Below are 25,159 nucleotides of genomic sequence, written 5' to 3'. Positions count from 1 at the left end.
CGCCGCATGGCTTCTGCGCTCAAAGGACGCCTCAAGCGGTTTGAGCAACGCTTCGAGAGGGTGTTGTGGCGCCTGCGCCTGGTCGCCATCCTGCCAGTGATCATGAGCCTGGTGAGCACCGTGGTGGCCTTTGTGCTGGGCACCCTGGAGATCGGCAAGGCCCTGGCCGCGTTCGGCAAGGTGGATCAGCTTGATAAGGAGTTCGTGGCCGAACTGCTGGGGGCGATCGTGTCGGGGATCGATCTCTACCTGATCGGCATCGCCCTCCTGATTTTTGGTTACGGGGTGTATGAGCTGCTGATTTCACCGATCGAGGCGGCCCGGGAGCACGACCAGGGCGGTGGCGGCCTGCTGGACATCCGCAGCCTCGACCAGCTCAAGGAAAAGCTCGTCAAGGTGCTGGTGGTGGCCCTGATCGTGTCCGCCTTCAAGGCGATGCTCACCCTGCCGATCAAGGACGGCCCTTCCCTGGCGTTCTTCTGCCTGAGCGTGCTGCTGCTGGCCCTGAGCGGCTACCTGGTCACGGCCAATGGCAACCGCACGGTTCCCTGACGATGGCAGCTTCCCCAGCCGGCTTGAACGTCCCACCCCAGCGCCTGCGGCTGCGCCGTCCCGACGACTGGCATGTGCACCTGCGCGACGGTGCCCTGCTGGAGCTGGTGGCACCGGCCACGGCCCGCTCGTTCGCCCGGGCGATCGTGATGCCGAATCTCAGCCCACCGATCACCACAGTGGCGGCCGCCGTGGCCTATGGCGCCCGGATCCGGGCCGCCCTGCCCGAGGACAGCGGTTTCACCCCCCTGCTCACGGCCTATCTCACCGACACGATCGATCCGGCGGAGATCGAGCGCGGCCACGGTGAGGGGGTCTTCACCGCCTGCAAGCTCTACCCGGCCCATGCCACCACCAACGCCGCCGCCGGCGTCACCGACCTGGCGCGGATCGAGGCGGTGCTGGCCGCAATGGAGAGGATCGGCATGCCCCTGCTGATCCACGGCGAGGTCACCGACGCCGACATCGACATCTTCGATCGCGAAGCCGTGTTCATCGAGCGCCACCTGGCGCCGCTGCTGGCGCGGTATCCGGGCCTGAAGGTGGTACTCGAGCACATCACCACCGCCGAGTCCGTCGCCTTCGTGCGCCAGGCGGGCCCCAACCTGGCCGCCACCATCACCCCCCATCACCTGCACATCAACCGCAACGCCATGTTCCAGGGCGGGCTGCGGCCAGACTTCTACTGCCTGCCGGTGGCCAAGCGCGAACGGCACCGGCTGGCCCTGCGCCAGGCGGCCACCTCGGGGGAGCCCTGCTTCTTCCTGGGCACCGATTCAGCCCCCCATCCCCGCTCGGCTAAGGAAAGCGCCTGTGGTTGTGCGGGCATCTACAACGCCCCTTTCGCCCTGGAGAGCTACGCGGCGGTGTTCGAGCAGGAGGGGGCCCTGGATCGCCTGGAGGCCTTCGCCAGCCTGCACGGGCCAGCCTTCTACGGACTTCCGGTGAACGACGGCCACATCACCCTGGTGCGGGAGCCCCACACGGTGCCGCCGCGCCTGCATGGCAGCACCCTGGTGCCCTTCCATGCCGGTCAGGTGCTGCCGTGGCGGCTGGCCGATGACGGCTGAGCCCCAGCCCATGGTCGCCGGGATGGATCAGGGGCGCGGCCCCAGCGGCGCCCCATCCGCCAGGGAAGGATCGCCCCTCAGCACGGGGGTGCCCGCCGGTGCTCTGCCGGAGGCCGGGATCCGTTCCTTGGTGCGGTAGCCCCGGCCGTCGAACACCTCGCGCACCCAGGTGGCCGGGGCGCCGCCCCCGGACTGAAGGCGCCAGAGATCGCGCCAGCGGTTGCGGCGCGCCTCCGGGACGATGACCGGCAGCCGGCTGGTGGGGAAGCTGGTGATGAGGCGGTAGCCCCGGGCCTCCTGGCGGAACACCTCGAGCGTGCAGCCACCGGTGCCGCAGACGTAGGGACCCATCAGGTAGACGAGCACGTCCTGACGGCCATCCCCATCGAGGTCGGTGCGGGCGTGCACGTAGCTGATCCGCCCCATGCCCCCGGCGGCGCTCCCCAGGGTGCGGCGCAGGTCGGGGGAGGCCGCCAGGATCGCCACCTCCAGCGCCGGATCGGGCCGGTTGCTGTAGCCGGGCCCGGCGCCTGAGCGGGGTTCCCAGATCAGAATGCCGCCATCCGCCAGCAGACTCAGGTTCAGCCGGCCATCCCGCAGCAGGTAGCCCCGCACGTAGGGAAGCTGAAGGGCCAGGAGTTCCCCCAGGCTGGGCGCCGGGCACAGGGCCTTGGAGCTGGCCAGGGGTCCGAAGCGGAAACCGCCGTTGCCGGGGTCAGCGCTGGGCTCCACCTGCCAGCGGCCCATGGCGCGGTTGCAGTCGAGCTGCAGCACGGCCTTCCCATCCGCCTGGAGAGAGAGGGTGTAGCGGGAGGGGTCCGCCGGGCGCCTCAGGCCCTGGGCGTCATCCATCGACTGGATCCCCACCAGCTGCCAGCTGGTGCCCTGCAGCGGCGGAGTCCCGGGGGCCGCATGAAGGGGCAGCGACGCCCCCGCCAGGAGCGAGGCCGTGGCGAAGGCGCCCCCTGCCCAAGCGCCCAGACGCAGGGCCGTGCTGGTTGGGAAAGGCATGGGGCGTCTCCTGCTGGTTCTCCACAATCGGACACGGTCGCCGGAGTGGCGTCAGACGGCCGACCATGGTCGTGCCGCCTTGTCGCTGCCATGGGGATCCTGCGCGCCGCCGCCACCTATTTCGCCCTGGTCTTCGGCACCGGATTCGTTCTGGGGGCGGTGCGGGTGCCGCTGCTGGTGCCGCGGCTGGGGGAGCGCCTGGCCGAACTGCTGGAGATGCCGTGGATGGCCCTGGCCATGGTGCTGGCCGCCCGGCTCGTGGTGCAGCGCCAGCTCCCCGGCCGTGGCCCCCTCCCCCGGGCGGCCGCCGGGGCCCTCGCCCTGGCGTTCATGGTGGCGGCGGAGCTGGCGGTGGGGCTGTTGCTGCAGCAGCGCCCCCTGCAGGACGTCCTCATCGGCCGCGACCCGGTTTCCGGCGCCGTGTATCTGGCCCTGCTGCTCCTCTACGCGCTGCTGCCGCTGCTGCTGGGCCGGGGCTCCACCACCACGGCGGTGCCGTAGCAGAGCACCTCGGTGGCGGCGGCGGTGCCGCCCTGCACCTCCGAGCCGTCGTAGCGGGTGCCGACGATCGCATTGGCCCCCAGGGCCCTGGCGTGCTGGATCATCTGCTCATAGGCCTGCTCCCGGGCCTGCTCGCACATTTCGGTGTAGGCGCCGATCCGGCCGCCCACGATCTGCTTGAGCCCGCCCAGGACACCCTGCACCAGGGTGGGGGAGCGCACGACGATGCCGCGCACCAGGCCCCGGTAAGCGGTGATCGTGTAGCCCTCGATCGTGAAGGTGGTCGTCACGAACACGGGTTTCACCATGGGGTCACTGGAGCTGAGAGCCCATCCTGGGGGGCCAGAGCCTGGGCTTCAAGCCGTTGGGGCGAGAGCGGCCTGCAGCAGCGGAATCGCCCGCTCCAGCGCCACCCCGCGGCTGGCCTTGAGCAGCACCCGGTCCCCCGGCTGCAGCCAGTCGAGCAGCACCGCGGCCGCCGCTTCCGGTGAGGCCACCCGCTGCAGCCGCGGCAGCCCGGCGGCGGCCGCTTCCATCGCCTGCGCTTCCTCCCCGGTGGCCACGACCAGCAGACCGTCCAGGCCCAGCTGCCTGGCCCGGGCTGCCACCTGCCCATGCAGCTCCAGGCTGCGTTCGCCCAGCTCGAGCATCGTGCCCAGCACCGCATAGCGACGGCCCCCCGCTGCGGTGCTGCTGGCGGCCAGCAGCTCCAGGGCCGCCAGCACCGCCTCCGGCGAGGCGTTGTAGGTCTCATCGAGCAGATCCACCCCGCCCAGGTTCCAGCGTCGGGAGCGCCCCCCCGGCAGCTCCACCGTCAGATCGACCAGGGCGGTAGCCGGCACCCCCAGCTCCTGGGCCACCGCCACCGCCAGCAGCAGGTTGCGGGCGTTGTGGCGGCCCTCCAGGGGCAGCCGCAGGCTCGGCCCGCCTGCCAGGGTGAGGAGGCCATCGTCCAGCCGCCCCACCAGGTCCGGCGACGCTGTTCCGTCCGGGAACTCCGCCAGCTCGTCCTCCAGGGCGACCCGCACCACCCGTCCGCCCCAGACCCTGGCCAGGGAGAGTTCCAGCAGGGGATCCCCGGCCGGGATCACCAGCACCCCGTCCGGCCCCAGGCCGGCGGTGATCTCGCACTTGGCCTGGCCGATCGCCTCGCGGCTGCCCAGGCGGCCGATGTGGGCGGTGCCGATGTTGGTGATCACGGCCACGTCCGGAGCCGCGCAGCGGCTGAGGCGATCGATCTCCCCCAGGCCGCGCATTCCCATCTCCACCACCAGGACCGCCGTGGCCTCGCTGGCCTTCAGCAGGGTGAGGGGCGCCCCGACGTCGTTGTTCTCGTTGCCGCTGCTGGCCACCACCGGCCCCAGGGAGGCCAGGGCCGCCTTGATCAGTTCTCGGGTCGTGGTTTTGCCCGCCGAGCCGGTCACCGCCACCACCGGCAGCCCCAGCCGTCGCCGCCACAGCAGGGCCAGCTGCTGGTAGGCCACCAGGGTGTCGTCCACCAGCCAGATGGGGCCGCTGCCGCTGGCCACCAGCTCCGCCACGCTGGCCTCGGGCAGGTGGTCCCTCTGCACCAGCGCCGCCACCGCCCCGGCGGCGAGGGCCTCCGCCAGTAATCGGTGCCCGTCGAAGCGTTCCCCCACCAGGGGCACGAACAGGGCGCCGGCCAGGTCGCCGCGGCTGTCGGTGCTCACGCCGGCGAAGCCTTCCGGGGCGCTGGTTCCGGGGGCCATCAGGGGCTCACCCCACAGCTGGCGCAAGGACGCGAACGACAGCGGCATCAGCCTGGGGCACCGGGATCGAGCAGGATCATGCCGGAGCCCACCAGGGCCCTGCGGGCCAGCAGCCGCTGGCGGCCGTCGACCAGCTCCAGCCGTTCGTAGCCCAGGGCCAGGGCGCGCTGCTGCCAGCGCTCCGCCCAGCGCCGCCGGGTCGCTTCGCCGAGGCCGGTGTAGGTCGGCGCCATGGTGAGCACCAGCCGGCCCTCGGCGGGAGCGGGATGGGCCGAGGCGATCAGATGGTCGGGATCGTCCTCCGCCAGGAGCGCCAGGAGGGGGTCGAGTTCCAGGGGCGGTGGTGGCTCAGGCTCCGGCAGGGGCAGGGACTTGTCCACGGCCACGGGGGCCGGGGCCTCGAGTGCTGGCTCAGCGATGGCTGGGACCTGCACCTGCACCGCAGGGGTTGCTTCTCCAGGCGCCTGCGGCGCCGCCTTGGATAGCCCGCGCCCCACCTGCCCTGCCAGCGCCAGGGCCAGCGCCAGCAGCGCCGCCAGCAGCAGGGGCCAGAACAGGGGCGCCAGGCCCTGGGGCCAGAAGCCCGGCACCGACAGGTCTCCCTCCCGGTTGCGCCGCCACAGTTCGCGCAGCTTCAGCCGCAGGGACGCCAGCACGGCCCGCGCGGCGTCGCCGAGCTGGCCCCAGGGACTGGCGTAGGGCGCCGGCAGATCGGAGGGTGGCGGAACCGGATCAGCCATGGGCGCCGGACTCAGGTGTCGTTACGGCGACGCAGCAGGGCCAGGGGGTTGCGGGGCCGCGGGGCCGGCGGAGGTTCCTTGGTGACCACGTCCGGCCTGGGCTCGTCGTGCAACAGGCTCGGGTCGGCTCCCTGGCCCTGGGAGAAGCGCTCCACCTGGGCGGCGTCGGGGGTGGGCTCCTTGACGCCGCAGACCTCCCTGTACATGGCGTCGTACTCCAGGGCCGAGCGGTTCCAGCTGAAGTCGGTGGTCATGGCCCGGCGTTGCAGGTCCTGCCAGCTGGGCACGTTGCGGTAGGCCTCCCAGGAGCGCACGATCGTGGTGTAGAAGTCGATCGCCTCGTAGCGATCGAAGCCATAGCCCGTGCCGGTGCCGGCGGTGGGGTCGTTGGGGGGCACCGTGTCCACCAGCCCGCCGACGCGGCGCACCACCGGAATCGAGCCGTAACGCATGGCCAGCATCTGACTGATGCCGCAGGGCTCGAAGCGGCTCGGCATCAGGAAGGCGTCGCTGCCCGCATAGATCAGGCGCGAGAGGGCGTCGTCGTAGGTGAGGAACACGGCGAAGCGGCCGGGGTGGCGGGCCGCCATCTGCCACAGGCCCGACTCATAGCCGCGCTCACCCGTTCCCAGCACCACGAACTGGCTGTCGCTGTAGGCCAGCACCCGGTCGGCCACCTGCAGCAGCAGGTCGACCCCCTTCTGATCCACCAGCCGGCTCACCATGCCCATCAGGTAGCTGCGGGGACTTACGGTCAGCCCCATCCGTTCCTGCAGCAGCCGTTTGCTGGCGCTGCGGCCGGAGAGGTCGTCGGCCGAGAACGGTTCCGGCAGGGTGGGGTCGGTGGCCGGATCCCAGTCCGCGGTGTCGATGCCGTTGAGGATGCCGCGCAACTTGCCGCTGATGAAGTTGAGCAGGCCGTCGATGCGCTCGCCGTATTCGGGCGTGCGGATCTCCATCGCATAGGTGGGCGAGACGGCGTTGACCCGGTCGGCATAGAGCAGGGCCGCGGCCATGGTGTGGTCGCCTTGCATGTACCAGGGGCACCAGGTCATCCGATCCAGCTTCCAGCGCCAGGGACCCTGATAACGCAGGTTGTGGATGGTGAACACCGTGCTGATTTCGGGGTCCTGGTGCATCCACACCGGGATCATGCCGGTGTGCCAGTCGTGACAATGCAGAACCTGGGGTTTCCAGCCGCCGTTCCAGGCGAATTCAGCCGTGGCATTGGCGAAGAAGGTGAAGCGCCAGTCTTCGTCTTCACCGCCGTAGATGCGCTCCGGATCGAACACCGGATGCCCCACGAGATAGATGGGCAGGTCGCTGCTGGGATGGCGGGTTTCGTAGATGGCGAAATCGGTGCCCATGGCATGGCCACGCCACATCGGCTCGGCGGGAATCTTCAGCCGACTCCACAACTTGCCGTAGCCCGGCAGGATGATGCGCACGTCGTGGCCCAGGGCCGCCAGGGCCGGTGGCAGGGAGCCCACCACATCTCCCATGCCTCCCACCTTGATCATCGGAGCGCACTCCGCGGCGGCAAACAGAACCCTCATCCGCTCTCGATCCCTGGTGCGCCCGGAACTCTACGGGCTGCACCGCTGAGTCCTGGCTGCCGGCGTCAGCGGGCTCAGGGCAGCACTGTCACCGGGGTGCCCACCTAAACCAGTTCAAACAGCTCCTTGACGTCCTCGTCAAGCAACCGCACGCAGCCATGGGACACGGCGCCGCCGACGCTGTTGCGATTCGGTGTGCCATGGAAGCCGGAGGTGACGCAGCCCTTCACCTCCAGATGCTCCTGGCCGTTGAAACCGCGCCGTCCCTTGCAGTCACGGTGGAAGCCGATCCAGCGCGAACCGAGCGGATTGGTGGGGCCCGGGAGAATGCGCACGCCCTTGGCCGGATGCTCCCAGATCGGATAGGCGGTCTTTTCGATCACGCTGAACGAGCCCACGGGTGTCTCCCAACCGGGCATGCCCACACCGACGCGGAAACGGCGCACCTCCCGTTCCCCTTCCATCACCATCAGCAGGCGTTGGCGCCGGTTCAGCACCAGCTGGTGTGCGGACGGGCTGGCGGTGGCCGTCTCGGATGGGGGAGAGGCGGCGAGCGATGGCGCCGGCACCAACATCCCGCTGATCGAGCCGATCAGGGCAACGGCCAGGGGCAGGATGGCTCGGCGATACACGGTAACGAGGCTGTCGGCATGGGGCTGACACTTGATCGTAGCCAGCGAAATGGGGCCACGGGCCCTTGGCCAAGGATGGCCAAGCCAACCTTCCGGCTACGTTGACAGAGATGGCCGGGCGGTGAGGACGGTTGCATCCAATCGCTGCCAGGACGTCTGCCGCTCTGCTCATGGGTCTGGAGCTCACAGCTTCATCCCTTGGGTCCCTGGAACACCATCCCGGCATTCTTTACAGCTACAAGAACGACGCCGTACCGCCAACCTGCTCAAGGAGCTTCTGGTTGCTCCAGAAGAGCAAGAAAGTCTGGTTCAGACTCGATGAGAAGGTCCGGGGCCTGGCCATGGAGCCAGGCTTCTACTACAAGGGCCGCAGAATTCTTTACAGCGGCGATCTGATCAATCTCCCTAAGGAGAAGAGGGCATCGCTGCAAGCCAACAACATTCTCTGGGGCCAGAAGCTCGACAATGGTTGGGGATGGGGACCGCAAGGTACCAATTATTATCTTCACCTATGGACACGTTGGTCGGTCTTCCAACCTGCCCGCTGCCATCCGGAGTTTTTCAGTATGACCCGACAACCGATTCATCGGCCCTGAGGGGGTGGCTCAAGGCTAGGCCGTTGGTCCCGTCATCGCGCCTGCAATGGTTGATGGTCCAGCCATACTCGTTCTGAAGCTTCAGAAACATCACCAGTCCCCAATGGGCCTCACGGGCCAGGGGATCATGACCACTGGCTGCAATCTCCGCTTCCACTCTGGCCAGTGCCGCTGCGAAGGCGAAGGGTTCGCCATGATCAATGATCTGAATAGAGAAGGCCTCGCTGGATCGCTGTAGCGAAAGATGCACCTGGGGTGGGGCAGCCAGGTGGGCATGGGCATGACGAACGGCATTGGTGAAACCTTCCACCAGTGCCAGCTGAGCCTGCATCCATAGATCTGAAGGAATGTCAGGGTGCTGTTGTCGTTTAAACCAAGACAGCACGGTGTCCAGTTCACCGAGATCGCTGTTGACGGACAGTTCGCTGTTGGTTTGGCCTGTATCGTTTGATAAGTCCGGGTTCATGCCGCCCCCGAATCCTTGCTCAGAAGCACAAGGAATGTTTTGACAATTAGTTTTAGATCATAGGCCAGACTCCAATTCTGTTGGTATCTGAGGTCGAGCCTGATCACATCTTCGAAATCACGGATCGATGACCTGCCACTCACCTGCCATTCGCCACTCAGCCCGGGACGCACATCAAAGCGCTGCCAGCTTGGAATGGCATAACGAAGCACCTCATCGGGTGTGGCTGGCCGGGTTCCGATCAGGCTCATGTCACCGATCAGCACATTCCAGAACTGGGGCAGCTCATCGAGGCTGGTCTTGCGCAGGATGCGCCCCACTTTGGTGATCCTGGGGTCGTTGTCGTTTTTGAAGAACGCCCCCTGGGCCTGGTTCGCCACCGTGCCTTTGAGTACCTCGGCATTGCTGACCATCGAGCGGAACTTCCAGATGCGGAAATGGCGGCCCATCCAACCGCAGCGCACCTGGCTGAACAGGATCGGCCCCGGGCTGTCCAGACGGATGACCAACGCCATCGGCAGGATCAGCAGCGCCGTGACGCCAAGTCCGATCAGCGCACCACAGATGTCCATGAAACGCTTGAGTCCGGAACGCACCGATGGGTGGGTCAGGGGGGGGCGTTGGTCTTCGACGTGCGAGAGCTGGGGGAGCAGGCCCTCGGAATGGGCCGCCACCGGCAATACCTTCTCCAGGCCGGTCATCTGCAGCGCCAGGAACACCTGCCGGTGCAGGCTCCAGGCGCAGAGGGGAACGTCCTGCTCCTTGGCGGTCTTGATGGCGCCCACCAGGGCACCGATGCCGCTGCTGTCGATGACGGCGGTGCGGCCGAAATCCAGAACCACCTGCCGCAGACCATCCACCTCAGCCAGCCAATCGGCGAATCCGGCACGGAAAGCCACCGCTTCGCTCACGGTGAGCCGTGATGGCAGCTGGAGAAACAGGATGCCGTTCTGGATGGTCCTGACGAAAGCAGGGTGGGAGGGGGACTGACGCGCCATCATGTCGAAGAAAAATGGCTCTGGAGACTGCGACACAGGGACTGGGCGGAACTGTCCGTAACATCACTGATCGACGTCTTGAAGGGGGCCTGGAGAAAGCGAACCAGATCACCCGGACTCCAGGCAATCGGCACACCCATTTCCGTCAGCGCCAGGGCGAGTTCCACCTGGTGGTCGTCAACATGCTCCTGGTAGCGAACGCTGCGTGGCACAAGAATGAAGGGCTGCTGCATCTCATCCAGTAACAGCACGGTGCCCTCCCCGCAATGGGCAATCACCACACGTGCCTTACGAATCAGCGACCGAAAGGTGTCTTCCTTCACCAACCGATAGACCGTGCTGCCACTGGGGAGAAAGGTACACGTACCATACTGAACAACGATGTCCTCGTTGACCAGTTCCTGTTGGATCAACAGCTCCACCCACTGCATCAGCCGGTTGAAGGGGAACTGCTCCGTACCGACGCTGATGAGAATCATGATCCGATCTTGCTTTGGACAAGCTCGGCGCGGGGATAACGAAGCTGCAGCTGGGGCCAGTGAACGTAGAGAATATCAAGAAATGGATGGACGATTCGTGCTGAAAGACTGAGCGTTTGAATGCGGGTCACGGACTCGATGAACACGGTCTTGCACCCAAACAGTTTACCGATCAGAAGAAAGGGAACGGCAACTCCCGCGCCGGTGGAGAGGATCACGTCCGGCCGCTCGGTGCGGATCACCTGCAAGGCGAGCCAGAGGTTGCGCAGCAGATTCGGCAGGTTGCGGTTCGTGGGGCTGTGGGCCCAGAGCACCTGCTCCTGGGCCAGGGCCGTTTCCGTGGTGGCGGTTCGAAACGTGACCCAGAGATGGGGATGGCGCTGCCAGAAATCGGCCAACTGCTGCAGCGCCTTGAAATGACCCCCTGATGAGCAGACCAGCAAGACCTTCATCGGCTCAGTTCCCCACGCATGCGCCGCTGCTGACTGGCTCCTGTGGAGCGCAGCATCAGACCCTCCAGCCAGCGATAGGGAGCCTCCGGCAACAGCCGCAGCAGGTAGGCCGCCAGCAGCGTGATCAGGGTGCGTCGCGGTTCCTCCAGCAGCACCCTCCAGTCGGTGGCCAGGGATTGGTGCAGCAGACGCACGGCCAAGGCGCCGTCCCGCTGGCGGGTGGCGCGGCGGGCCAGGTAGCGCAGCTGATAGGCGCGGGCCTTGGAGCCCCACTGGGCGACGAACTCCGGGTGGGTGGCTTCGGTCTTGAGCAGAACCCGCTCCCAGGAGGCGTACTGCTTCATCAGGTTGGCCGAGAGTCCACCGTCGCTGATGCGGTAAAGCGTCAGCGCCTCGGGGAGGCCTTCGATGCGCCAGTGGGTCTGGAGCGCAATCCGCAGCCAGCATTCGATGTCTTCGGACTGACGGAAGCTGTCGTCAAAGTAGAAGTCTTCCACGTCGCCATAGAGATTCGCCTCAAAGCGAATGGCGCTAAAGACGTCCCGGCGGATCACCACCGCCGAGCCATTGCCGATCGGATTGCGGCAGAAAACGATCTGCGGGGTGATGTCCTGCAGCCTCGGCATCTGGTAGATCCCGATCGGTCTGGAGTCCTCATCGATGAATCCGGAGCGGGAAAAGCTGACCCCCACCTCCGGCCGCGCTTGCAGATGGGCCACATGGCGCTCCACCTTGGTGGGCAGCCACAGATCATCGCTGTCCAGAAATCCCAGGAACTCCCCTTGGGCCTGCCGGATGCCTGTGTTCCGGGCCCCGGCCAGGCCCCGGTTCTGTTGATGCAGAATGCAGATTCGGGAATCATCAAACTGCTCGCAGATGGAGATCGACTGATCCATAGAACCGTCGTCCACCACGAGGATCTCCAAGTGGCTGTAGGTCTGGTCAATTACCGATTGCAGACTTTCGGCCACCGTTGCGGCACTCTGATACACAGGAATGATGACTGAAACGAGAGGTTGGGTCATGGCACGCTTCTCCGCTTCGCAGCTGGCATTGCCAGCTTGGACAGCAGCCAGCGAAGTTGAACAGCCAGCATCGTGGACCAGCTTCGCAAGGGCTGGCGCAGCAGCAGAGTCGGATCGGACTGGATCGCACGGTTCATGAAATCCACCCCCTCTGAGACCTCGGAAGCTTTCAAGCGCAGGCTGCGGCGAGCCAGGTAGCGAAGGTGGACAGCCTGGGCCCTTGCGAAATGGCGGTTGACAAGATCAGGCGCGTAAACACGGGCCTGTTGTACCAGCCGATTCCATCCCTTCTCCATCTTGCTCAGCTCAGACGAAAGCCCAGCTTCACTGGTGCGATAGCCCGTTAGCACATCCTCCAATCCGGCAATCATCCAGCCACTGCAGCGAACCCGCAACAGCCATTCCAGGTCTTCGGAGTAGCTCATCGCCGGCAGGAAGCCGCCAACCTGTTCAAACAGGCAGCGCCGCACAACCCACGTGGATGTGGTGGTGGTTGGATTCTCATAGAGAAAATGCTGAGGTGTCAGGTCATGAAGGCGAGATTTGGAAAAATGGCCTGTGGGTTTGCCGGCAGACGAAAGGAACTCCACCCGATCGAAGCTGACGCCAAGATTTGGTAGTGATGCTAGATGCTCCAGATGTCGACGTAGCTTGGATGGCCTCCAGGAATCATCGGCGTCGAGAAAGGCGATGCAGGGCGCAAGCGCCAGGGATACACCCAGATTTCGGGCGGCTGAAACCCCCTGGTTCTCAACGGAAAGCAGCCTCAGTCGAGAGTCTCGGTTCACCATCTCCTTGACCAGGGTCGCGGTCTCGTCCGTCGAACCATCATCGATGATCAACGCTTCCCAGTCCGAATAGGTCTGGGCTTGAACGGAAGCAATCGTGTCGACAACAAATGCAGCAGCATTGTAGGCCGGAATGACGACTGAGATCCCGGGACACCCCTTCATTTAACGCACCCAGCCGGCCGGTTTGGTCAGTACGATCTGGCGCGCCCAGCCAGCGTAGAGCGGCTGCAGTATAAGGTGGGTAGCCATCACGGCAACCGCTACTCCCAGGGTGCCGTAGGAGGCACCAAAGACCACCGCCACCGTCAACAAGAGGGTGAATCCCAGATTCCACCAAAGATCCACCTGAGGCAGGCCGATGGCTCGGAACAGCATCGACGCCGCATTGGCAAATGGGCGTGAGAGTGCCGAGATGCAAATGATGATCAGGATCGGCACGGCACCCTGATCCACCCACTTCTGGCCGAAGATGATTGGAACATAGAGGGGCGCCAGCAAGGATTGAATGATCACCAAAGGGAAGACAACCTTTGCAATCGTGAGCAGATTCTGGTTAAAGCGCCTTCGCAACAGCTCAGAATCGGAGCGGATTTCGCAGAGGTCAGAGTAGAGCGACACTCCTAGAGCATTGATGACACTCAGGCTTAGGCCAAGGCCAGCATTGAAGGCAAAATAGTACACACCAAGAGCCTTCATGCCGATGAAGCGACCAATCAGGAGATAGTCGACGTTTTCGCGAAAAGTGTTGAGCAGTTCCACCCCAAGGATGCGGCTGCCGAATCCCAGAATGTTGCGCCATCGTTGCAGAGTGAACACCGCGCGAGGCCGCCAAGGCTCGTAGTGAAGCATCATTCCCACCCACACCGGCGCCACCAGCAACTTGGGCAGAACGATCGCCCACATGCCGAATCCCTGCAAGGCCAGGATGCCTGTGAGGATGTTGTCAGCCACAACCTGGGTTAAATTTGTCAAACTAAAGATCTTGAGTCGGTTGTCGCGGCGCACCAGTGCCGTTTGTACCATCGCCAGGGGATAGATCAGATACGTGAAGCCAACGGCGATGATCGGCAAAGTGAGACGGTCGTTTCCGTAGAAATGGGCCACGACGAATGATCCGGCCAGCTGCAACAGGAACAGTCCAATGCCGATCAGCCAGTTGATGCACCATGCCGTCTGGCAGAGCTCTTTGATTTCCTTCCCATCGGCCTGGACGAGCTTGTCGCCGATGCCGTTGCGGGTGAATACGCGTACGAATTCCGTGGTCATCAGCACGATGGCGGCAAGGCCGTAGTCCTCTGGGCTGAGCAGTCGCGCCAGGATCACCGTGGCCAGCAGGCGGGAGACACGAATTCCCACCTCACCCAGGCCCATCCAGCCGGTGTTGCGTACAAAGCGATCGCCGGCCAACCGTTGCCGAAGCTGTTCGAAGAGCGTCATCACGGCTCAGCTAACAACGCTGCCCAGCCGTCCAGATAGCCCTGCCAGGAGCGGGCCGCAGACCGGCGACCGTTTTGCGACCATTGGCTGCGCTGCGCTTCGGTGCTTTGCAGCAGGGACTCGAGAGTGGCTGCCAGTGCCTGTTCTGTTGCAGCCTCCGTGAGCAGACCACTTCCCTCGACCTGCTCCACAAGGCCATCGACCGGCGTCACGATCACTGGCCTGGCTGCGGCGCGTGCCTCGAGGCAGACATTGCCCCAGGGTTCCCACCGAGAGGGAATGATCACGATGTCGGCGTCGGCAAGTAGCAGGGGAATGTCAGCTCGGGAGCCCAGCAGGGTGATGCGTGCATCGGCGGCCGCTAGCTGTTCCAGCTGCTGCCGTTGGGGACCATCACCGACAAGCAGAAGTTCAAGTGGAGCCTCGGGTAACCGTGCCATGGCTTTAATCAGCAGATCGAAGCCCTTCTGGGGAGTGAGCCGGCCGTAGGCCAGCAAACGCAGCGGCTGGCCTGATGGCACAGGCGAAGGAGGCGCCAGAGCCAGGAAATCGTTCAGTTGGCGGGAAGACAGAAGCAGGCGGACCCGCTTCGGTGGCAACAGCTGAGCCTGGGTCATCCAGGCATGCTGGGCTTCGGAAACCGCCACAACCCGTTCCATGCAGGCGTAGGACAGTCGCAACATGGCGCGGAATCGGCGTGGGGAAGAGACGCTTTGTTGTTCGAACCCGGCGCAGTAATGGTGCTCAAACAGGATCTGGCGCCGTCCTGGCCGTTTCAGAAGCCGCGGCAGGTTTCGCCAGGAGCAGGCCCCGTGCCAGACCAGCAGATCCGCAGGCCATTCGGCCAGGCTGGACCTGAGTTCATCCTGACCAGTCACCTGAAAGCTGTGGTGCCTCCCCAGCTCAGAGTCCGCGAGGCTGCGCAAGGTGGGTCGGATGCCGCCGCTCCAGCCCATGCCGCCACTTGGAAGGACATGCAGCACTCGCATCTCAACGTGACCCCATCAGAGGAAGCTGCCCCATGGCCCAGGCGAAATCACGCCGTACTTGATCCCTGATCGCCTGATGATCGAAGCCCTGGGGTGGGCTCGCCAGGATGGCGTCGAGGGTTCGGCCCGGATCGAACAGGCCCAGGTCACTACCTGGCAGATGCAGGCGTTGGCACAGATCGCGCCCCTTGTTGGAATAGTGCAGGTGGAAAGGGACCTTGCCGGCCGCCAGGGACAGAACGGCGGTGTGGTATCGGACGGCGATTACCCGATGGGCCATGGCGAACACGGCCATGGCCAGTTGCCAGCTGGGCACCAACCCATCCGGAAGGAACGGATCAAGCACGGCGGTTCCCGGGGCCTGTACCTGGATCGCGTGGGCAACCGAGAGATCGTTGTCGGCGCCATAGGCACGCGACTGAATCAGCATGGTCGGTGTGAGTCCCTCCTGCAGCAGCCCACGACAGAGGGCCGCCATCCGCTGGACGAAACTCTGGTTGTCGTGGGTGTACATGCTGTCGAAGGCGCGCACCGAGACCACCGCGGCCTGAGATGGATCGAGATCAATGCCCTTGAATAGAGAGACTGCCGCACGCTGCGCCGAGTCTGAACTCTGCAGAACGAAGGCCGTGTCGAACGACAGCCGGGCCTCCACCCCGGCCTGCCGCAAGCGGCGGTGGCTTTCGGCATCACGAACACAGACAGCCGCCAGGCGTTTCAGGCCCTGGCACAGGGCGAAGAAGCTGAGGCCGTGGCAGGAGCGCGGAATCGATTGGCCAAAAAGGATCGTGCGGCTGGGGTGGCGGGTCAGTTCAGCTAGGTTCAGCAGGAAAGCCTTGGTGATCAACCACTCTCTAGAATTATTGAAGATGTCCCCACCCACGCTCACGTAGGCGGCACATTGTCGAGGCCGCCTTTGCTGGAAAGCAACACCGAGCTTGGCGTCAGGTTCGGTGTCCTGCACGCAGGCCACGAGTACTGCTTCAGGCATCAAGGTACTGAAGGCGCTATAGATAGCCGCATCACCCAGATTGAGGGTGCTGTAGGCGTTGATCAGCCCGATTTGCCCAGGCGGACAGGAGGTCATCTGCATCATCGTGGGTCAAGACGGAAGCTTCGCTGGCTAGGGCGCATCAGCGGTGAGCCTTTGGCCTTATCCTCTGCGTTCCTGGAGAGCAATGATTGCTTCATCGGCATCTAGGCTATGATACCTCTTAAGTGCCGTTGAGCCTAAATTGAGTTCAGATGCGTTCGTCGCCCCCTGATCACTACCAATGCTGAAGCGTCTGGCTTCTTTTGCATTCATGCTTGCGGCACTGACATCAACAGTGGGTCAAGCCTTTGCGTTGCCTCTGTCGGCCGGAGACCGGGTAAAGGTCACCATTCCGGAAGGTGAGGAATTCAGCGGGATATTCGATGTCAATCTCCATGGAGAACTTGAACTTCCCTATGTCAGAGGAATTCCTGTTACTGGATTGGAGCCCCATCAGGTGGAACAGCGAATTCGAGAAGTACTCATTAGGGAAAGATTCTTCCAGCCAAACTTTTTGAAAGTTAGTGTTAACGTCGTGCAATGGGCCCCGGTAGAAGTCTTTGTTACGGGCTCCACCTTTCAGCCAGGCCGAGTGATGATCAACGAATGGAGCGATGCTGAGCAGACGCAAGCGCCTGTGCAGCAGTCAGGGCAGGCCCCATTCAAAAGATTTCTTTCCTCAGCAATCCGACAGGCTGGCGGTGTGATGCCCACGGCAGACATCCGATCTGTTGAGTTGATCCGTGGCAGCCGACGTCAGAGAATTGATCTCACAGGGATCTTTACTGGTGAACCATTCATTGATTTGCCTCTTATCGCTGGCGATCAGGTCGTGGTTCCCGATTCAGGAATCATCAACCCTTTGATTGTGCGACCATCTCAGATCACGCCGGTTGGAGTTAAGATCTTTATCTCCAACCTTACCGTTCCCGCCGCCGGCAACGCTGTAGCTGGGATTGGTCGCGATGCCACCTCCTTTCCCTACGGCTCCCGCTTCTCCCAGGCCGTGGTATCTGGCAATTGTGCCGGTGGAGCTTTGTGGACCAATGCCCGCCGACGCGCGATTCTGGTCACCACCGACCCACAGACAGGGAAAACCAATGTTCTGGAACGAGGCGTTGAAGAGCTCATACGGCGTTCCAAAGACAGTCTCTCCAATCCTTATCTGATGGCCAATGATGCCGTAGCTTGTTATGATTCCGGCGTCACGAACGTCCGTGATGTCCTTGGACTGATCAGGGATTTTGTCGTCCCAGGCGCATTGATTTACGACGTCATTACGCCATGAGAAGAAGGTTGTGACGTACGGCCCCCCCAAGTCACCACCGCCAAGTAGCGGGTCTGCATCACGACTGGAGCCGGTTCGTAAGGTGCAGCGGCTGTTCACCGAGCAGTTGCGCAATGTTGCCCTTCCTCGGCCAAAGTCTCCCAGTGCTTGGTGGCAAAGTCTGAGCCGTACGGACAAGTTGCGCTGGAGCCGTTATCTCCTGGTGTGTGGATCAGCAAATATCTTCATATGGGGAACGAGCCTGCTGATCCTGGCTACGGTGAAACCAACTTATAAGAGTGACTTTGCTTTGATCCTGCCTGGAAGCATCAGTTCGGTGAATGTAAATCTTCCGGAAATTGGGCAAGCGACTGCCTCCAGCGGATCAGCGGGTGTGGCAACGTCTACCTTTGATCCCAGGGCCAATTATGAATTCATATTTACGAGCGAACAGGTACTTCGCCAGGCAGCAAAGAATGCTGGTCTGTCCAGTGATGAGTTTGGCGAACCACGTATCAAGAATATTGACAATACCACTTTGATGCAGATTGAAGTGTCGGGATCGTCGCCGCAGTTGTCACGCCGCAAGGCTTTTGCTCTCTATGACGCTATGGTGTCTCGGCTCAATCAGCTTCGGATCAGCGAGATGGGCCAGCGAGATGGGCCTACACAAGACATCCTCTTGAAATCGCGTGACAAACTGGAAGAGGCACAGAAAGAAGTTTCTGCCTATAAGCTTAAGTCTGGCCTGAACTCCACGGAACAGGTTGAAACCATTTCGACTAACATTGAGCAACTGAGGCGCCAACGCGCCGAGTTTGCTGCCCAGCAGGCCCAAGCTGAAGGACGACTCCAGAAGCTCAGTAGAAATCTTGGCCTCAATGCCACTGAAGCAGCGGAGGCCTTCAAGCTGCAGGTCGACCAGATCTTTCAGCAGAACCTGAAGGATTTCAGTGAAGCCACGGCTATCCTCAAGGTCCAGACGGCCAAGTTTGGGCCCAATCACCCTCGCATTATCAAGGAGGTCAAGCGTCAGAAGGCTGCCGAATTGGCTCTTGATCGTCGCGCACAGCAAGTGCTGGGCCGTAAGCCTATGGGCAGTACCCTCTCTCAACTGGCCCTCGCCAGCTCCGGGTCAGGAAGAGATGCCCTGTTTCAGAATCTGGTGACGTATCAAGCTGAGGCGATCGGAGCGGCAGCTCAGGTTAATAAGTTGGATCAGCAGATTGTTGTACTGGATGGTCGGCTTGAGCGAATGTCGCAACGCCAGCCCACCCTGGAGAGACTCAGGCGGAACGAACAGATTGCCGAAGCCGTCTTTGCCTCGACTCTCGCCAAACTTGACCTTGGCCAAGCGGATGTCTTTGCGGCCTTCCCACTGATTCAGATGGCTGTGGATCCGAGCCTGCCCACGAAGCCCAGTTCCCCTAAGAGGGGCCTGCTTCTGGCTGGATCTGCCATTGGTTCAGTATTTACGAGTCTGGGGCTTTGGATTCTCTGGATTCGGAAGCCATGGATTCGAAAACTATCCAACCTGATCTCATCGTGATGTATCACCGCGCTCATGGGCATTAAGTTCTGGAGTCATCCTTCATTCTTTCCCTCCTCAGATATTCAACCTCAGAACTGGCCGGAGAGATTGGTCTGGTATGCCATCATCTACACCTATCCGATCTGGTTGTTCGGAGGTCTTTATGTGGTTGGTTCAGTCCTTGGCTGGCTACTCTTGGCTTGCCTAATAATTAAGAAGCTGGCATGGATTGATCACCCAGAGGAAAACGAGGAGATCACAATCTCACCTGTGATCTGGCTTTGGGTGCTCGGAATGCTGATGATGGAAGTAGCACTGCTGTTTGGGCATATTGACTTTAATCTGGGCGTTGCGCTGATTGTCAAGTCGTCGATCGGCTGGGCCAAGGGCTGGGCTGCACTTGCCTTGTACCCGCTTGCCGGTTGCCTCAATATTCGCAGCCAGCTCCTCAGTCGTGCCATCTGCATTTTGGGTTTGCACACTCTGATCATTACTCCCATCCTGCTGCTCACACCTCACTTGGGTCTTCCCCAAGTTCTCTACGTATCCCCTTTGAGGGCAATCGGCGGCCCCGGCAATGAATTCTTTGATGTACCCCTCTATGAGATTGATGGAAGCACGGGCGATCTGCGCTGGCGACTGTTTACCCCTTGGGGGCCTGCACTGGGTTTTGTGGGCAATGTGAACTTTATGCTAAGCCTCCTGGAGAGGAACCGAACCTGGAAGGCCGCTGGCCTGTTTGGTTCGATCCTCATGTGTTTTATCTGCAAGTCCAGACTGGCACAAGTGGCGATTATTCTTATCCCTATCTTCGTCTTTATCGTCGCACGCATCCGCAAGCCAGCAACATTGATATTGTTAGGTGCAACTGCATATATTAGCGGTATACTCTCTCCGCTACTGCTTCAGCTTTTTAGTGACTTCTGGGAAGGTTTCAAGGGAGCGCGGGCAGGCTCAACCCGTGTACGCATGGCCCTGAAACGGATTGCTTTGTACCGTTGGGAGCGCGATGCTCCTCTCTGGGGTCATGGCATTGTTGAACCGGGCCCCCACTTGGTGGAGGCGATGCCGATTGGCTCCCATCACACCTGGGCTGGCCTGTTGTTTGTCAAGGGAACTGTTGGTTTCCTTTCGCTGGCGTTGCCAATGGCAGTCACACTGTTAGACCTTGTGCGACGTGCATCAAATCCGCGCTATCAGCTCGGGTCTGTGGGCCTCAGCATGATCGTGATTCTCTTTCTTTACACATTTGGGGAAAACCTGGAGATTCTTGTCTATCTCTACTGGCCTGGAATGATTTTGATGGGTATGGCTTTACAGGAAAACAAGTTGTCTCTGCTGGAGACTTTTGGAGACCCTGTGGGCTCTTTGCCCGGCGCTGATGGTTCCAGTGCTGAGGTTGCCATGGTGATAGATCCAACCGTCTGAGCTCTTTTTGTTGTGCCGTGGTCATCGGTTGTGCTACCAGCGCCATTTCTTTCGAGTAATATTTGGAATGGTGAGAATGATGTTCATGTACGGGCTTGTCAACCGGGCCATCCAGCAGATGGTCACCACCCACCATGGTGAGGAGGTGTGGCAGCGCATCAAGGACAGGGCCGACCTCCAGGATCTGGATTTCTTCTCCACCTACCAGGCCTATCCTGACGACGTGACCCATCGGCTGGTGGCGGCGGCCACGCAGGAACTGGGCCTTTCGGGCGATCAGATCATGCAGGCCTTTGGGGAGTACTGGATCACCTACACGGCCAGTGAGGGTTACGAGCAGCTTCTTGAAAGCACGGGTGAAACCTTGCCGGAATTCCTGGATCAACTTGACAATCTGCACGCCCGCGCCGCCGTTGCCTTTCCTGAGCTGCAACCGCCCTCGTTTCGTTGCGAGCACAGTACCGATGCGTCCATGCAACTGGAGTACCGATCCAAGCGCCAAGGCTTGGCGCCTATGGTGACTGGGCTGCTTCACGGCCTGGGGAAACGCTTTCAAACCCCCGTGGAGGTCGATCAGATGGCGTCTCGCGATCAGGGCGATGCCACGGACCTTTTCCAGGTGCGTCTGTGCCCGGCATCAGCTCCAGACGCTTCTCAGCCTGACCCCGGTGTGAGGCACGAATGAGGGTTCATCGTTCCTGATGGCACCATCTGTGCCGTTACCGGCCCATCTTCTTGAACCTCTGTTCCCCTTTCACCTCATCGTTGACGGTGAGTTGCGGATTCAGTCGGCCGGCTCTGTCCTGCGTCGCATCCTTCCTGTCCCGGATCTGTTGGGGCAGCTTCTCAACAATCACTTCCAGCTTCTGCGCCCGGATGTGCCCATGGGATTCACCAGTCTGCGTGACTGCTTGGATCGGCATGTGATCCTCAAGGCTGACTCCATCCCGTTGCAACTCAAGGGTCAGATCTGTTGCCTTGAAGAGCAGAACCAGTTGCTGTTTGTGGGGACGCCCTTTTTGCTGCAACTGGAGGATCTGAAGTCCCTTGGTCTGAAGATCAATGACTTCCCCCTGCATGACTCCCTGGTTGACTTTCTTTTCCTGCTTCAGGCCAGGAATGTGGCACTCACTGAAAGCCAGAAACTCAATGAGATTCTCACGGCACAGCGGGGGGAGTTACGGGAGTCGACCCAGCGCCTTTCCTCGCTCAATACGGAGCTGGAGGCGGCCAAGCAGGCCGCTGAAGCAGCCAATGCCGCCAAGGATACCTTTCTGGCGATGATGAGCCATGAGATCAGAACCCCGATGAACGCCATCATCGGCATGGCGGGTCTGCTTCAGGACGCCAAGCTGGAGCCCATGGAGCGGGAGTATGTCGAGATCATCAACAGCAGCACCGACTCTCTGCTGACAATCATCAATGACATTCTCGACTTTTCGAAGATCGAATCCGGCGCCATGCAGCTGGATGAACAGCGCTTCAACCTCCGCATCTGCATCGAAGAGGCCCTCGATCTGAGCATGTCCCGCCTATTGGACAAGCCGCTGGAAATGATCCTTGACATCGAGCCCAGCCTGCCCACGGCCGTCATCGGCGACCTCACCCGCCTGCGTCAGATCCTCTGGAACCTGCTGAGCAATGCCGTCAAATTCACCCCCCAGGGCGAGATCGTCGTCAGGGTCTCAGCGGAGCCCCAGGCCGCTGAGGCCGGCCAGCCGACCCCCTGCCGGTTCACGTTTCAGATTCAAGACACCGGCATCGGCGTGTCCGACGCGCTGATTCCCCAGCTGTTCGAGCCCTTCCGCCAGGCCGATCCCTCCACGGCCCGCCGCTATGGAGGCACGGGCCTTGGTCTGGCGATCACACGGCGCCTGTGTGAGCTGATGGGGGGCTCGATCAACCTGGCCAGCCAGGAAGGCAAAGGCAGTGTCTTCACCTTCAACGTGCTGCTGAATCTTGATCCAGCCCCCCAGGCATGCACCAGTTCGGAGCCCCTGGTGCCGCCGGCGTCCGCCATCCTGCTGTTGGTCGGTAATCCCACCCTGCGTGCCGTGCTCCAGAAGCAGCTGGGCTGGATGGGGCTGTCGGTGATCGCTCCCGATCTCTGCCAGATCCCCATGCGAATCGCCCAGTCCCAGATCGGCGAGCTCGGCCATGGGGTGGTGGTCATCGATGGGCGGCTGCTGTGCTGCGAAGGGGAGACAACCCCGCCAGCCTTTCTGCAGGACCCCTTGCTTCAGGTGCGCCCCTGGATCGTCCTGGCCGACAGGTGCAAGCTGTCCGAGCTGGCATCGCTGGCCAAGACGCCGGCTGTGATGCTCTCCAAGCCTGTGCGACTCGAACAGCTCCGCCTGGCCCTGATTCAGCAATGGCAGAGCCCGCTGGAGCGGCGGCTGGCTGGGCCGCCAACGCTGACGCGCGAATCTGCCCCCCAGGGCGGCCCCCATCGCCTCGCCGACCGGCTGCCACTGCGGCTGCTCGTCGTGGATGACATCCCCGTGAACCGCCAGTTGGCGCTTCAGTTGCTGCAGCGACTGGGTTACCGGGCCGAGGCCGTGGCTTCGGGCTCAGAGGCGCTCGCGGCCGTGCAGGCGACCCCCTTCGACGTGCTGTTCATGGACGTGCAGATGCCGGAGCTTGATGGTTATGCGACCACGCGGGCCATCCGGTGTCTGCCGGCTCCCTTCGTGCAGCCCTGGATCATTGCCATGACCGCCCATGGCCGTCCGGAGGATCGCCAGGCCTGCCTCCAGGCCGGCATGGACGACTTTCTGGCCAAGCCGATCGTGCCCGCCCAGCTCACCTACGCCCTGGAGCACTACCAGCCCCGCGACCAACCCGAAGCGCCAGCAGGGGGAGGGGCCGACCCGATCGACGCGGCCGCCTGGGACGAATTGGAGCAAGCCATGGGAGACGGGGCGGCGGCCGTGCTCCAGGAGCTCATCGACCTCTACCTCGACGACGCGATGCGACTTGTTTCGGCGGTGGTGATGGCCCACCAGTATCACGATCCCACGGCGATGATTGCCGCCGCCCATTCGCTGCGCTCCCCCAGTGCCAGCTTGGGGGCCCTGCGGTTGGCCACGCTGTGCGGCCAGGTTGAGGAGTCCCTGCGCTCCGATTCGGCGGCCTGGCCCCAGGTCAGAATCGACCAGCTGCTTGTCGAGTCTGGACGGGTGACCGAAGCTCTGCGCCAGCGGCGGCCGATGGACGCCTGAGCCCCATGGAAGGTTGTCCCGCACCGATCTCGATCCTGCTGGTGGATGACGACCGCATCCATTCCCGCATCCTCGAGGTCCGTCTACGCGCCCAGGGCTACCAGATTGTTGTGGCGGATTCGGGTGACAGTGCCCTGGTGCAGGCCCGTCTCTGCCCCCCCACGGTCGTCGTCTGCGACTGGCTGATGGAAGGTATGAATGGGCTGGACGTCTGCCGGGCGTTCAAGGCGGAACCGGCCCTGGAATCGGCCCACTTCATCCTGCTGACCTCACGCTCCCGGGTGGAAGACCGGGTGGAGGGGCTCGACTGCGGCGCCGATGATTTCCTCAGCAAGCCGGTGGATCCTGAGGAGCTGCTGGCCCGGGTCCGCTCCGGCATCCGCCTGCACCAGGCCAATGAACGGCTGAAGCTCCTGGCGAGTGAGTTGCATCAGCAGAAGCTGCGGCTGGATCAGGAGCTGGAGGAGGCGGCCAGTTATGTGCGATCCCTGCTGCCCGAGCCCATCGGTGGTGCCGTGCGGGCGGACTCCCGTTTCGAGCCCTGCCACGAACTGGGTGGTGATTCCTTTGATTTCTTCTGGCTCGATGATGACCACTTCGTCCTCTACCTCGCCGATGGTTCCGGCCATGGCCTGGCAGCGGCCTTCCCCTCGATTTCCGTTCACAACCAGCTGCGCTCCCGCTCGCTGCCCGTTGATCTGCGTGATCCTGGCGCGGTGCTGCAGACCCTGAACTCCGGGTTTCCGATGGAGCGTCACCAGGGTCGGTATCTGACGCTGTGGTACGGGGTGTATCAAGCCTCCAGCCGAACCCTGCGCTACGCCAGTGCGGGCCATCCCCCAGCCCTGCTGTGGAGTCGTACAGGGGCGTTTCCCTGCCATTGGCTCAAGGGTCAGGGCATGGCCGTGGGGTTGTTCGACGATTCGACCTATGCCACCGAGAGCCTGGAGGTTGGAGAGGGGGGCTGTTTGCTTGTGTACAGCGATGGCCTCTATGAGGTGCCCAGGCCCGGTGGTGGGATGGGGATGCTGCCCGACTTCATGCAGCTGGTGGAGCAGTGCCAAGACGTGCTTGCTGATGACGATGGCCTGGATCGGTTGCTGTATCAGATCCTCCACGTCACGGAGAATGCGCCATTCACCGATGACTACTCGGTGATCCGGGCTCTGCTGTCGTGATCTTTCCTGGCCTTCTGGTGGTTCAGATGTTGGTTGAGCCGTCCGATGGATCGGCAGCCAACGCGGCGATGCATGCCTCGCTGTTCGGAAAAGTGGTGAACACTTTTTCGGTGCCGGTGAGTTCCAGAACGATGCGGACCTGGCTGCATAGACCGCAAAGAAACAGTTGCTGACCTTGCTCCTTGACCCGTTTGAGCACGGAAACCAGAGCGCCGAATCCGCTGCTGTCCATGAAGTCAACGCCCTGGCAATCAATCAGGATGTCCCTGGCCTGCTCCGCCAGAACTGAACCGACCGATTGCCGCAACTCAGCGCCACTCTTGGCGTCGAGCAGGCCCATGGGTTTCAGGATGCACAGATCATCCACACATGGAAACTCAAATCCGTATGAGTTTACCATTCATCGCCGCAGGCCCATTCGTCTGGGCCTGGGGTCTTGAGACCCGCCTCCTGGGTGGTGGCGAGCGGGTGTGGGT

The 25,159-nt window shown here is 62.5% G+C and carries 26 protein-coding genes; 10 read left to right on the top strand and 16 right to left on the bottom strand.

Annotated elements, in window-relative coordinates; translation table 11 throughout:
* Positions 1 to 6 precede the first annotated feature (6 nt).
* Both KUG43_RS08935 and pyrC read left to right on the top strand, forming a co-directional pair.
* Positions 7 to 552, top strand: coding sequence for a YqhA family protein (locus KUG43_RS08935; protein ID WP_216908238.1), 546 nt, complete (start codon positions 7 to 9; stop codon positions 550 to 552).
* A gap of 23 nt (positions 553 to 575) precedes the next feature.
* Complete coding sequence (gene pyrC, locus KUG43_RS08930; RefSeq protein ID WP_502988597.1) at positions 576 to 1,622, top strand: dihydroorotase; 1,047 nt, start codon at positions 576 to 578, stop codon at positions 1,620 to 1,622.
* Between the two features lie 27 nt (positions 1,623 to 1,649).
* Here the strand turns inward: pyrC and KUG43_RS08925 are convergent, their stop codons facing one another.
* Positions 1,650 to 2,633, bottom strand: coding sequence for an META domain-containing protein (locus KUG43_RS08925; protein WP_216908234.1), 984 nt, complete (start codon positions 2,631 to 2,633; stop codon positions 1,650 to 1,652).
* Positions 2,634 to 2,723: 90 nt separating this feature from the next.
* Here KUG43_RS08925 and KUG43_RS08920 point away from each other — a divergent pair, with 90 nt between their 5' ends.
* Positions 2,724 to 3,134, top strand: a complete 411-nt coding sequence (locus tag KUG43_RS08920) for a hypothetical protein (protein WP_216908232.1) — start codon at positions 2,724 to 2,726, stop codon at positions 3,132 to 3,134.
* Here the strand turns inward: KUG43_RS08920 and KUG43_RS08915 are convergent.
* The 5 genes from KUG43_RS08915 to KUG43_RS08895 all read right to left on the bottom strand — a co-directional run bounded on the left by KUG43_RS08915 (position 3,077) and on the right by KUG43_RS08895 (position 7,792).
* On the bottom strand, positions 3,077 to 3,442 hold the full coding sequence (locus KUG43_RS08915; protein WP_216908230.1) for a YbjQ family protein: 366 nt from the start codon (positions 3,440 to 3,442) through the stop codon (positions 3,077 to 3,079). The two genes, KUG43_RS08920 and KUG43_RS08915, sit on opposite strands and share 58 nt — an antisense overlap.
* 48 nt (positions 3,443 to 3,490) lie before the next feature.
* Positions 3,491 to 4,912 carry a UDP-N-acetylmuramoyl-tripeptide--D-alanyl-D-alanine ligase gene (locus KUG43_RS08910; RefSeq protein ID WP_216908228.1) on the bottom strand — a complete coding sequence of 474 codons (1,422 nt, stop codon included), beginning with the start codon at positions 4,910 to 4,912 and terminating at the stop codon, positions 3,491 to 3,493.
* A complete protein-coding gene (locus tag KUG43_RS08905) occupies positions 4,912 to 5,604 on the bottom strand; it encodes a hypothetical protein (RefSeq protein ID WP_216908226.1) in 693 nt (230 codons plus the stop codon). The genes KUG43_RS08910 and KUG43_RS08905 overlap by 1 nt, the downstream gene beginning before the upstream one ends.
* An 11-nt stretch (positions 5,605 to 5,615) precedes the next feature.
* A complete protein-coding gene (gene glgA, locus KUG43_RS08900) occupies positions 5,616 to 7,160 on the bottom strand; it encodes a glycogen synthase GlgA (protein WP_216908224.1) in 1,545 nt (514 codons plus the stop codon).
* A 104-nt stretch (positions 7,161 to 7,264) separates the two neighbouring features.
* On the bottom strand, positions 7,265 to 7,792 hold the full coding sequence (locus KUG43_RS08895; RefSeq protein WP_353617983.1) for a L,D-transpeptidase: 528 nt from the start codon (positions 7,790 to 7,792) through the stop codon (positions 7,265 to 7,267).
* A gap of 170 nt (positions 7,793 to 7,962) precedes the next feature.
* Here KUG43_RS08895 and KUG43_RS08890 point away from each other — a divergent pair, with 170 nt between their 5' ends.
* A complete protein-coding gene (locus tag KUG43_RS08890) occupies positions 7,963 to 8,388 on the top strand; it encodes a hypothetical protein (RefSeq protein WP_216908221.1) in 426 nt (141 codons plus the stop codon).
* Here KUG43_RS08890 and KUG43_RS08885 read toward each other — a convergent pair.
* The 9 genes from KUG43_RS08885 to KUG43_RS08845 all read right to left on the bottom strand — a co-directional run bounded on the left by KUG43_RS08885 (position 8,354) and on the right by KUG43_RS08845 (position 16,112).
* Entirely contained in the window at positions 8,354 to 8,854 is a 501-nt protein-coding gene (locus tag KUG43_RS08885; protein ID WP_216908219.1) for an ATP-binding protein, read from the bottom strand. The genes KUG43_RS08890 and KUG43_RS08885 overlap by 35 nt on opposite strands.
* Positions 8,851 to 9,852 carry a sugar transferase gene (locus KUG43_RS08880; RefSeq protein ID WP_286194575.1) on the bottom strand — a complete coding sequence of 334 codons (1,002 nt, stop codon included), beginning with the start codon at positions 9,850 to 9,852 and terminating at the stop codon, positions 8,851 to 8,853. Before KUG43_RS08880 ends, KUG43_RS08885 begins: the two co-directional genes overlap by 4 nt.
* Positions 9,852 to 10,331 carry a glycosyltransferase gene (locus KUG43_RS08875; protein WP_216908215.1) on the bottom strand — a complete coding sequence of 160 codons (480 nt, stop codon included), beginning with the start codon at positions 10,329 to 10,331 and terminating at the stop codon, positions 9,852 to 9,854. Before KUG43_RS08875 ends, KUG43_RS08880 begins: the two co-directional genes overlap by 1 nt.
* Positions 10,328 to 10,783: a PssD/Cps14F family polysaccharide biosynthesis glycosyltransferase gene (gene pssD / locus KUG43_RS08870; protein WP_216908213.1), complete on the bottom strand. Its 456-nt coding sequence runs from the start codon at positions 10,781 to 10,783 to the stop codon at positions 10,328 to 10,330. Before pssD ends, KUG43_RS08875 begins: the two co-directional genes overlap by 4 nt.
* Positions 10,780 to 11,808 (bottom strand): glycosyltransferase family 2 protein, encoded by a 1,029-nt coding sequence (locus KUG43_RS08865; RefSeq protein ID WP_216908211.1) that lies wholly within the window; start codon positions 11,806 to 11,808, stop codon positions 10,780 to 10,782. The genes pssD and KUG43_RS08865 overlap by 4 nt, the downstream gene beginning before the upstream one ends.
* The gene (locus KUG43_RS08860) at positions 11,805 to 12,761 is read right to left on the bottom strand and encodes a glycosyltransferase family 2 protein (protein ID WP_216908209.1); all 957 of its coding nucleotides are present in this window, start codon (positions 12,759 to 12,761) and stop codon (positions 11,805 to 11,807) included. Before KUG43_RS08860 ends, KUG43_RS08865 begins: the two co-directional genes overlap by 4 nt.
* Positions 12,762 to 14,036, bottom strand: a complete 1,275-nt coding sequence (locus tag KUG43_RS08855; protein WP_216908207.1) for a lipopolysaccharide biosynthesis protein — start codon at positions 14,034 to 14,036, stop codon at positions 12,762 to 12,764.
* Entirely contained in the window at positions 14,036 to 14,962 is a 927-nt protein-coding gene (locus KUG43_RS08850) for a glycosyltransferase family 4 protein (RefSeq protein WP_286194574.1), read from the bottom strand. The genes KUG43_RS08855 and KUG43_RS08850 overlap by 1 nt, the downstream gene beginning before the upstream one ends.
* Before the next feature lie 64 nt (positions 14,963 to 15,026).
* The gene (locus KUG43_RS08845) at positions 15,027 to 16,112 is read right to left on the bottom strand and encodes a polysaccharide pyruvyl transferase family protein (RefSeq protein ID WP_286194573.1); all 1,086 of its coding nucleotides are present in this window, start codon (positions 16,110 to 16,112) and stop codon (positions 15,027 to 15,029) included.
* Between the two features lie 187 nt (positions 16,113 to 16,299).
* On the opposite strand from KUG43_RS08845, the gene KUG43_RS08840 reads away from it, so the two are divergent.
* The 6 genes from KUG43_RS08840 to KUG43_RS08815 all read left to right on the top strand — a co-directional run bounded on the left by KUG43_RS08840 (position 16,300) and on the right by KUG43_RS08815 (position 24,683).
* Complete coding sequence (locus KUG43_RS08840; protein WP_216908203.1) at positions 16,300 to 17,346, top strand: polysaccharide biosynthesis/export family protein; 1,047 nt, start codon at positions 16,300 to 16,302, stop codon at positions 17,344 to 17,346.
* Between the two features lie 82 nt (positions 17,347 to 17,428).
* Positions 17,429 to 18,874: a GumC family protein gene (locus KUG43_RS08835; RefSeq protein WP_216908201.1), complete on the top strand. Its 1,446-nt coding sequence runs from the start codon at positions 17,429 to 17,431 to the stop codon at positions 18,872 to 18,874.
* A gap of 15 nt (positions 18,875 to 18,889) precedes the next feature.
* Positions 18,890 to 20,284, top strand: coding sequence for an O-antigen ligase domain-containing protein (locus KUG43_RS08830; protein WP_216908199.1), 1,395 nt, complete (start codon positions 18,890 to 18,892; stop codon positions 20,282 to 20,284).
* Between the two features lie 85 nt (positions 20,285 to 20,369).
* The gene (locus KUG43_RS08825) at positions 20,370 to 20,969 is read left to right on the top strand and encodes a heme NO-binding domain-containing protein (RefSeq protein WP_216908197.1); all 600 of its coding nucleotides are present in this window, start codon (positions 20,370 to 20,372) and stop codon (positions 20,967 to 20,969) included.
* Between the two features lie 16 nt (positions 20,970 to 20,985).
* On the top strand, positions 20,986 to 23,505 hold the full coding sequence (locus tag KUG43_RS08820; RefSeq protein WP_216908195.1) for an ATP-binding protein: 2,520 nt from the start codon (positions 20,986 to 20,988) through the stop codon (positions 23,503 to 23,505).
* Positions 23,506 to 23,510: 5 nt separating this feature from the next.
* Positions 23,511 to 24,683 (top strand): PP2C family protein-serine/threonine phosphatase, encoded by a 1,173-nt coding sequence (locus tag KUG43_RS08815; RefSeq protein WP_216908193.1) that lies wholly within the window; start codon positions 23,511 to 23,513, stop codon positions 24,681 to 24,683.
* Positions 24,684 to 24,705: 22 nt separating this feature from the next.
* On the opposite strand, the gene KUG43_RS08810 is transcribed toward KUG43_RS08815, so the two are convergent.
* On the bottom strand, positions 24,706 to 25,083 hold the full coding sequence (locus KUG43_RS08810) for an STAS domain-containing protein (RefSeq protein ID WP_216908191.1): 378 nt from the start codon (positions 25,081 to 25,083) through the stop codon (positions 24,706 to 24,708).
* Between the last annotated feature and the right edge of the window lie 76 nt (positions 25,084 to 25,159).

Origin of the sequence: Synechococcus sp. CCY 0621 (genome assembly GCF_019038465.1) — a bacterium.
Lineage (GTDB): Bacteria > Cyanobacteriota > Cyanobacteriia > PCC-6307 > Cyanobiaceae > Cyanobium.
Note: the sequence above shows the minus strand (reverse complement) of the source record. Positions and strands in the feature narration are given on the sequence as shown.

Coding starts and splice junctions, on each gene's coding strand:
- KUG43_RS08915 (WP_216908230.1), bottom strand. CDS start 3,442: ATGGTGAAACCCGTGTTCGTGACGACCACCTTCACGATCGAGGGCTAC.
- KUG43_RS08860 (WP_216908209.1), bottom strand. CDS start 12,761: ATGAAGGGGTGTCCCGGGATCTCAGTCGTCATTCCGGCCTACAATGCT.
- KUG43_RS08845 (WP_286194573.1), bottom strand. CDS start 16,112: ATGACCTCCTGTCCGCCTGGGCAAATCGGGCTGATCAACGCCTACAGC.
- glgA (WP_216908224.1), bottom strand. CDS start 7,160: ATGAGGGTTCTGTTTGCCGCCGCGGAGTGCGCTCCGATGATCAAGGTG.
- KUG43_RS08825 (WP_216908197.1), top strand. CDS start 20,370: ATGTACGGGCTTGTCAACCGGGCCATCCAGCAGATGGTCACCACCCAC.
- KUG43_RS08875 (WP_216908215.1), bottom strand. CDS start 10,331: ATGATTCTCATCAGCGTCGGTACGGAGCAGTTCCCCTTCAACCGGCTG.
- KUG43_RS08810 (WP_216908191.1), bottom strand. CDS start 25,083: ATGGTAAACTCATACGGATTTGAGTTTCCATGTGTGGATGATCTGTGC.
- KUG43_RS08925 (WP_216908234.1), bottom strand. CDS start 2,633: ATGCCTTTCCCAACCAGCACGGCCCTGCGTCTGGGCGCTTGGGCAGGG.
- KUG43_RS08905 (WP_216908226.1), bottom strand. CDS start 5,604: ATGGCTGATCCGGTTCCGCCACCCTCCGATCTGCCGGCGCCCTACGCC.
- KUG43_RS08885 (WP_216908219.1), bottom strand. CDS start 8,854: ATGAACCCGGACTTATCAAACGATACAGGCCAAACCAACAGCGAACTG.
- KUG43_RS08855 (WP_216908207.1), bottom strand. CDS start 14,036: ATGACGCTCTTCGAACAGCTTCGGCAACGGTTGGCCGGCGATCGCTTT.
- KUG43_RS08890 (WP_216908221.1), top strand. CDS start 7,963: ATGGGTCTGGAGCTCACAGCTTCATCCCTTGGGTCCCTGGAACACCAT.
- KUG43_RS08910 (WP_216908228.1), bottom strand. CDS start 4,912: ATGCCGCTGTCGTTCGCGTCCTTGCGCCAGCTGTGGGGTGAGCCCCTG.
- pssD (WP_216908213.1), bottom strand. CDS start 10,783: ATGAAGGTCTTGCTGGTCTGCTCATCAGGGGGTCATTTCAAGGCGCTG.
- KUG43_RS08840 (WP_216908203.1), top strand. CDS start 16,300: ATGCTGAAGCGTCTGGCTTCTTTTGCATTCATGCTTGCGGCACTGACA.
- KUG43_RS08820 (WP_216908195.1), top strand. CDS start 20,986: ATGGCACCATCTGTGCCGTTACCGGCCCATCTTCTTGAACCTCTGTTC.
- KUG43_RS08920 (WP_216908232.1), top strand. CDS start 2,724: ATGGGGATCCTGCGCGCCGCCGCCACCTATTTCGCCCTGGTCTTCGGC.
- KUG43_RS08880 (WP_286194575.1), bottom strand. CDS start 9,852: ATGGCGCGTCAGTCCCCCTCCCACCCTGCTTTCGTCAGGACCATCCAG.
- KUG43_RS08830 (WP_216908199.1), top strand. CDS start 18,890: ATGGGCATTAAGTTCTGGAGTCATCCTTCATTCTTTCCCTCCTCAGAT.
- KUG43_RS08865 (WP_216908211.1), bottom strand. CDS start 11,808: ATGACCCAACCTCTCGTTTCAGTCATCATTCCTGTGTATCAGAGTGCC.
- KUG43_RS08815 (WP_216908193.1), top strand. CDS start 23,511: ATGGAAGGTTGTCCCGCACCGATCTCGATCCTGCTGGTGGATGACGAC.
- KUG43_RS08935 (WP_216908238.1), top strand. CDS start 7: ATGGCTTCTGCGCTCAAAGGACGCCTCAAGCGGTTTGAGCAACGCTTC.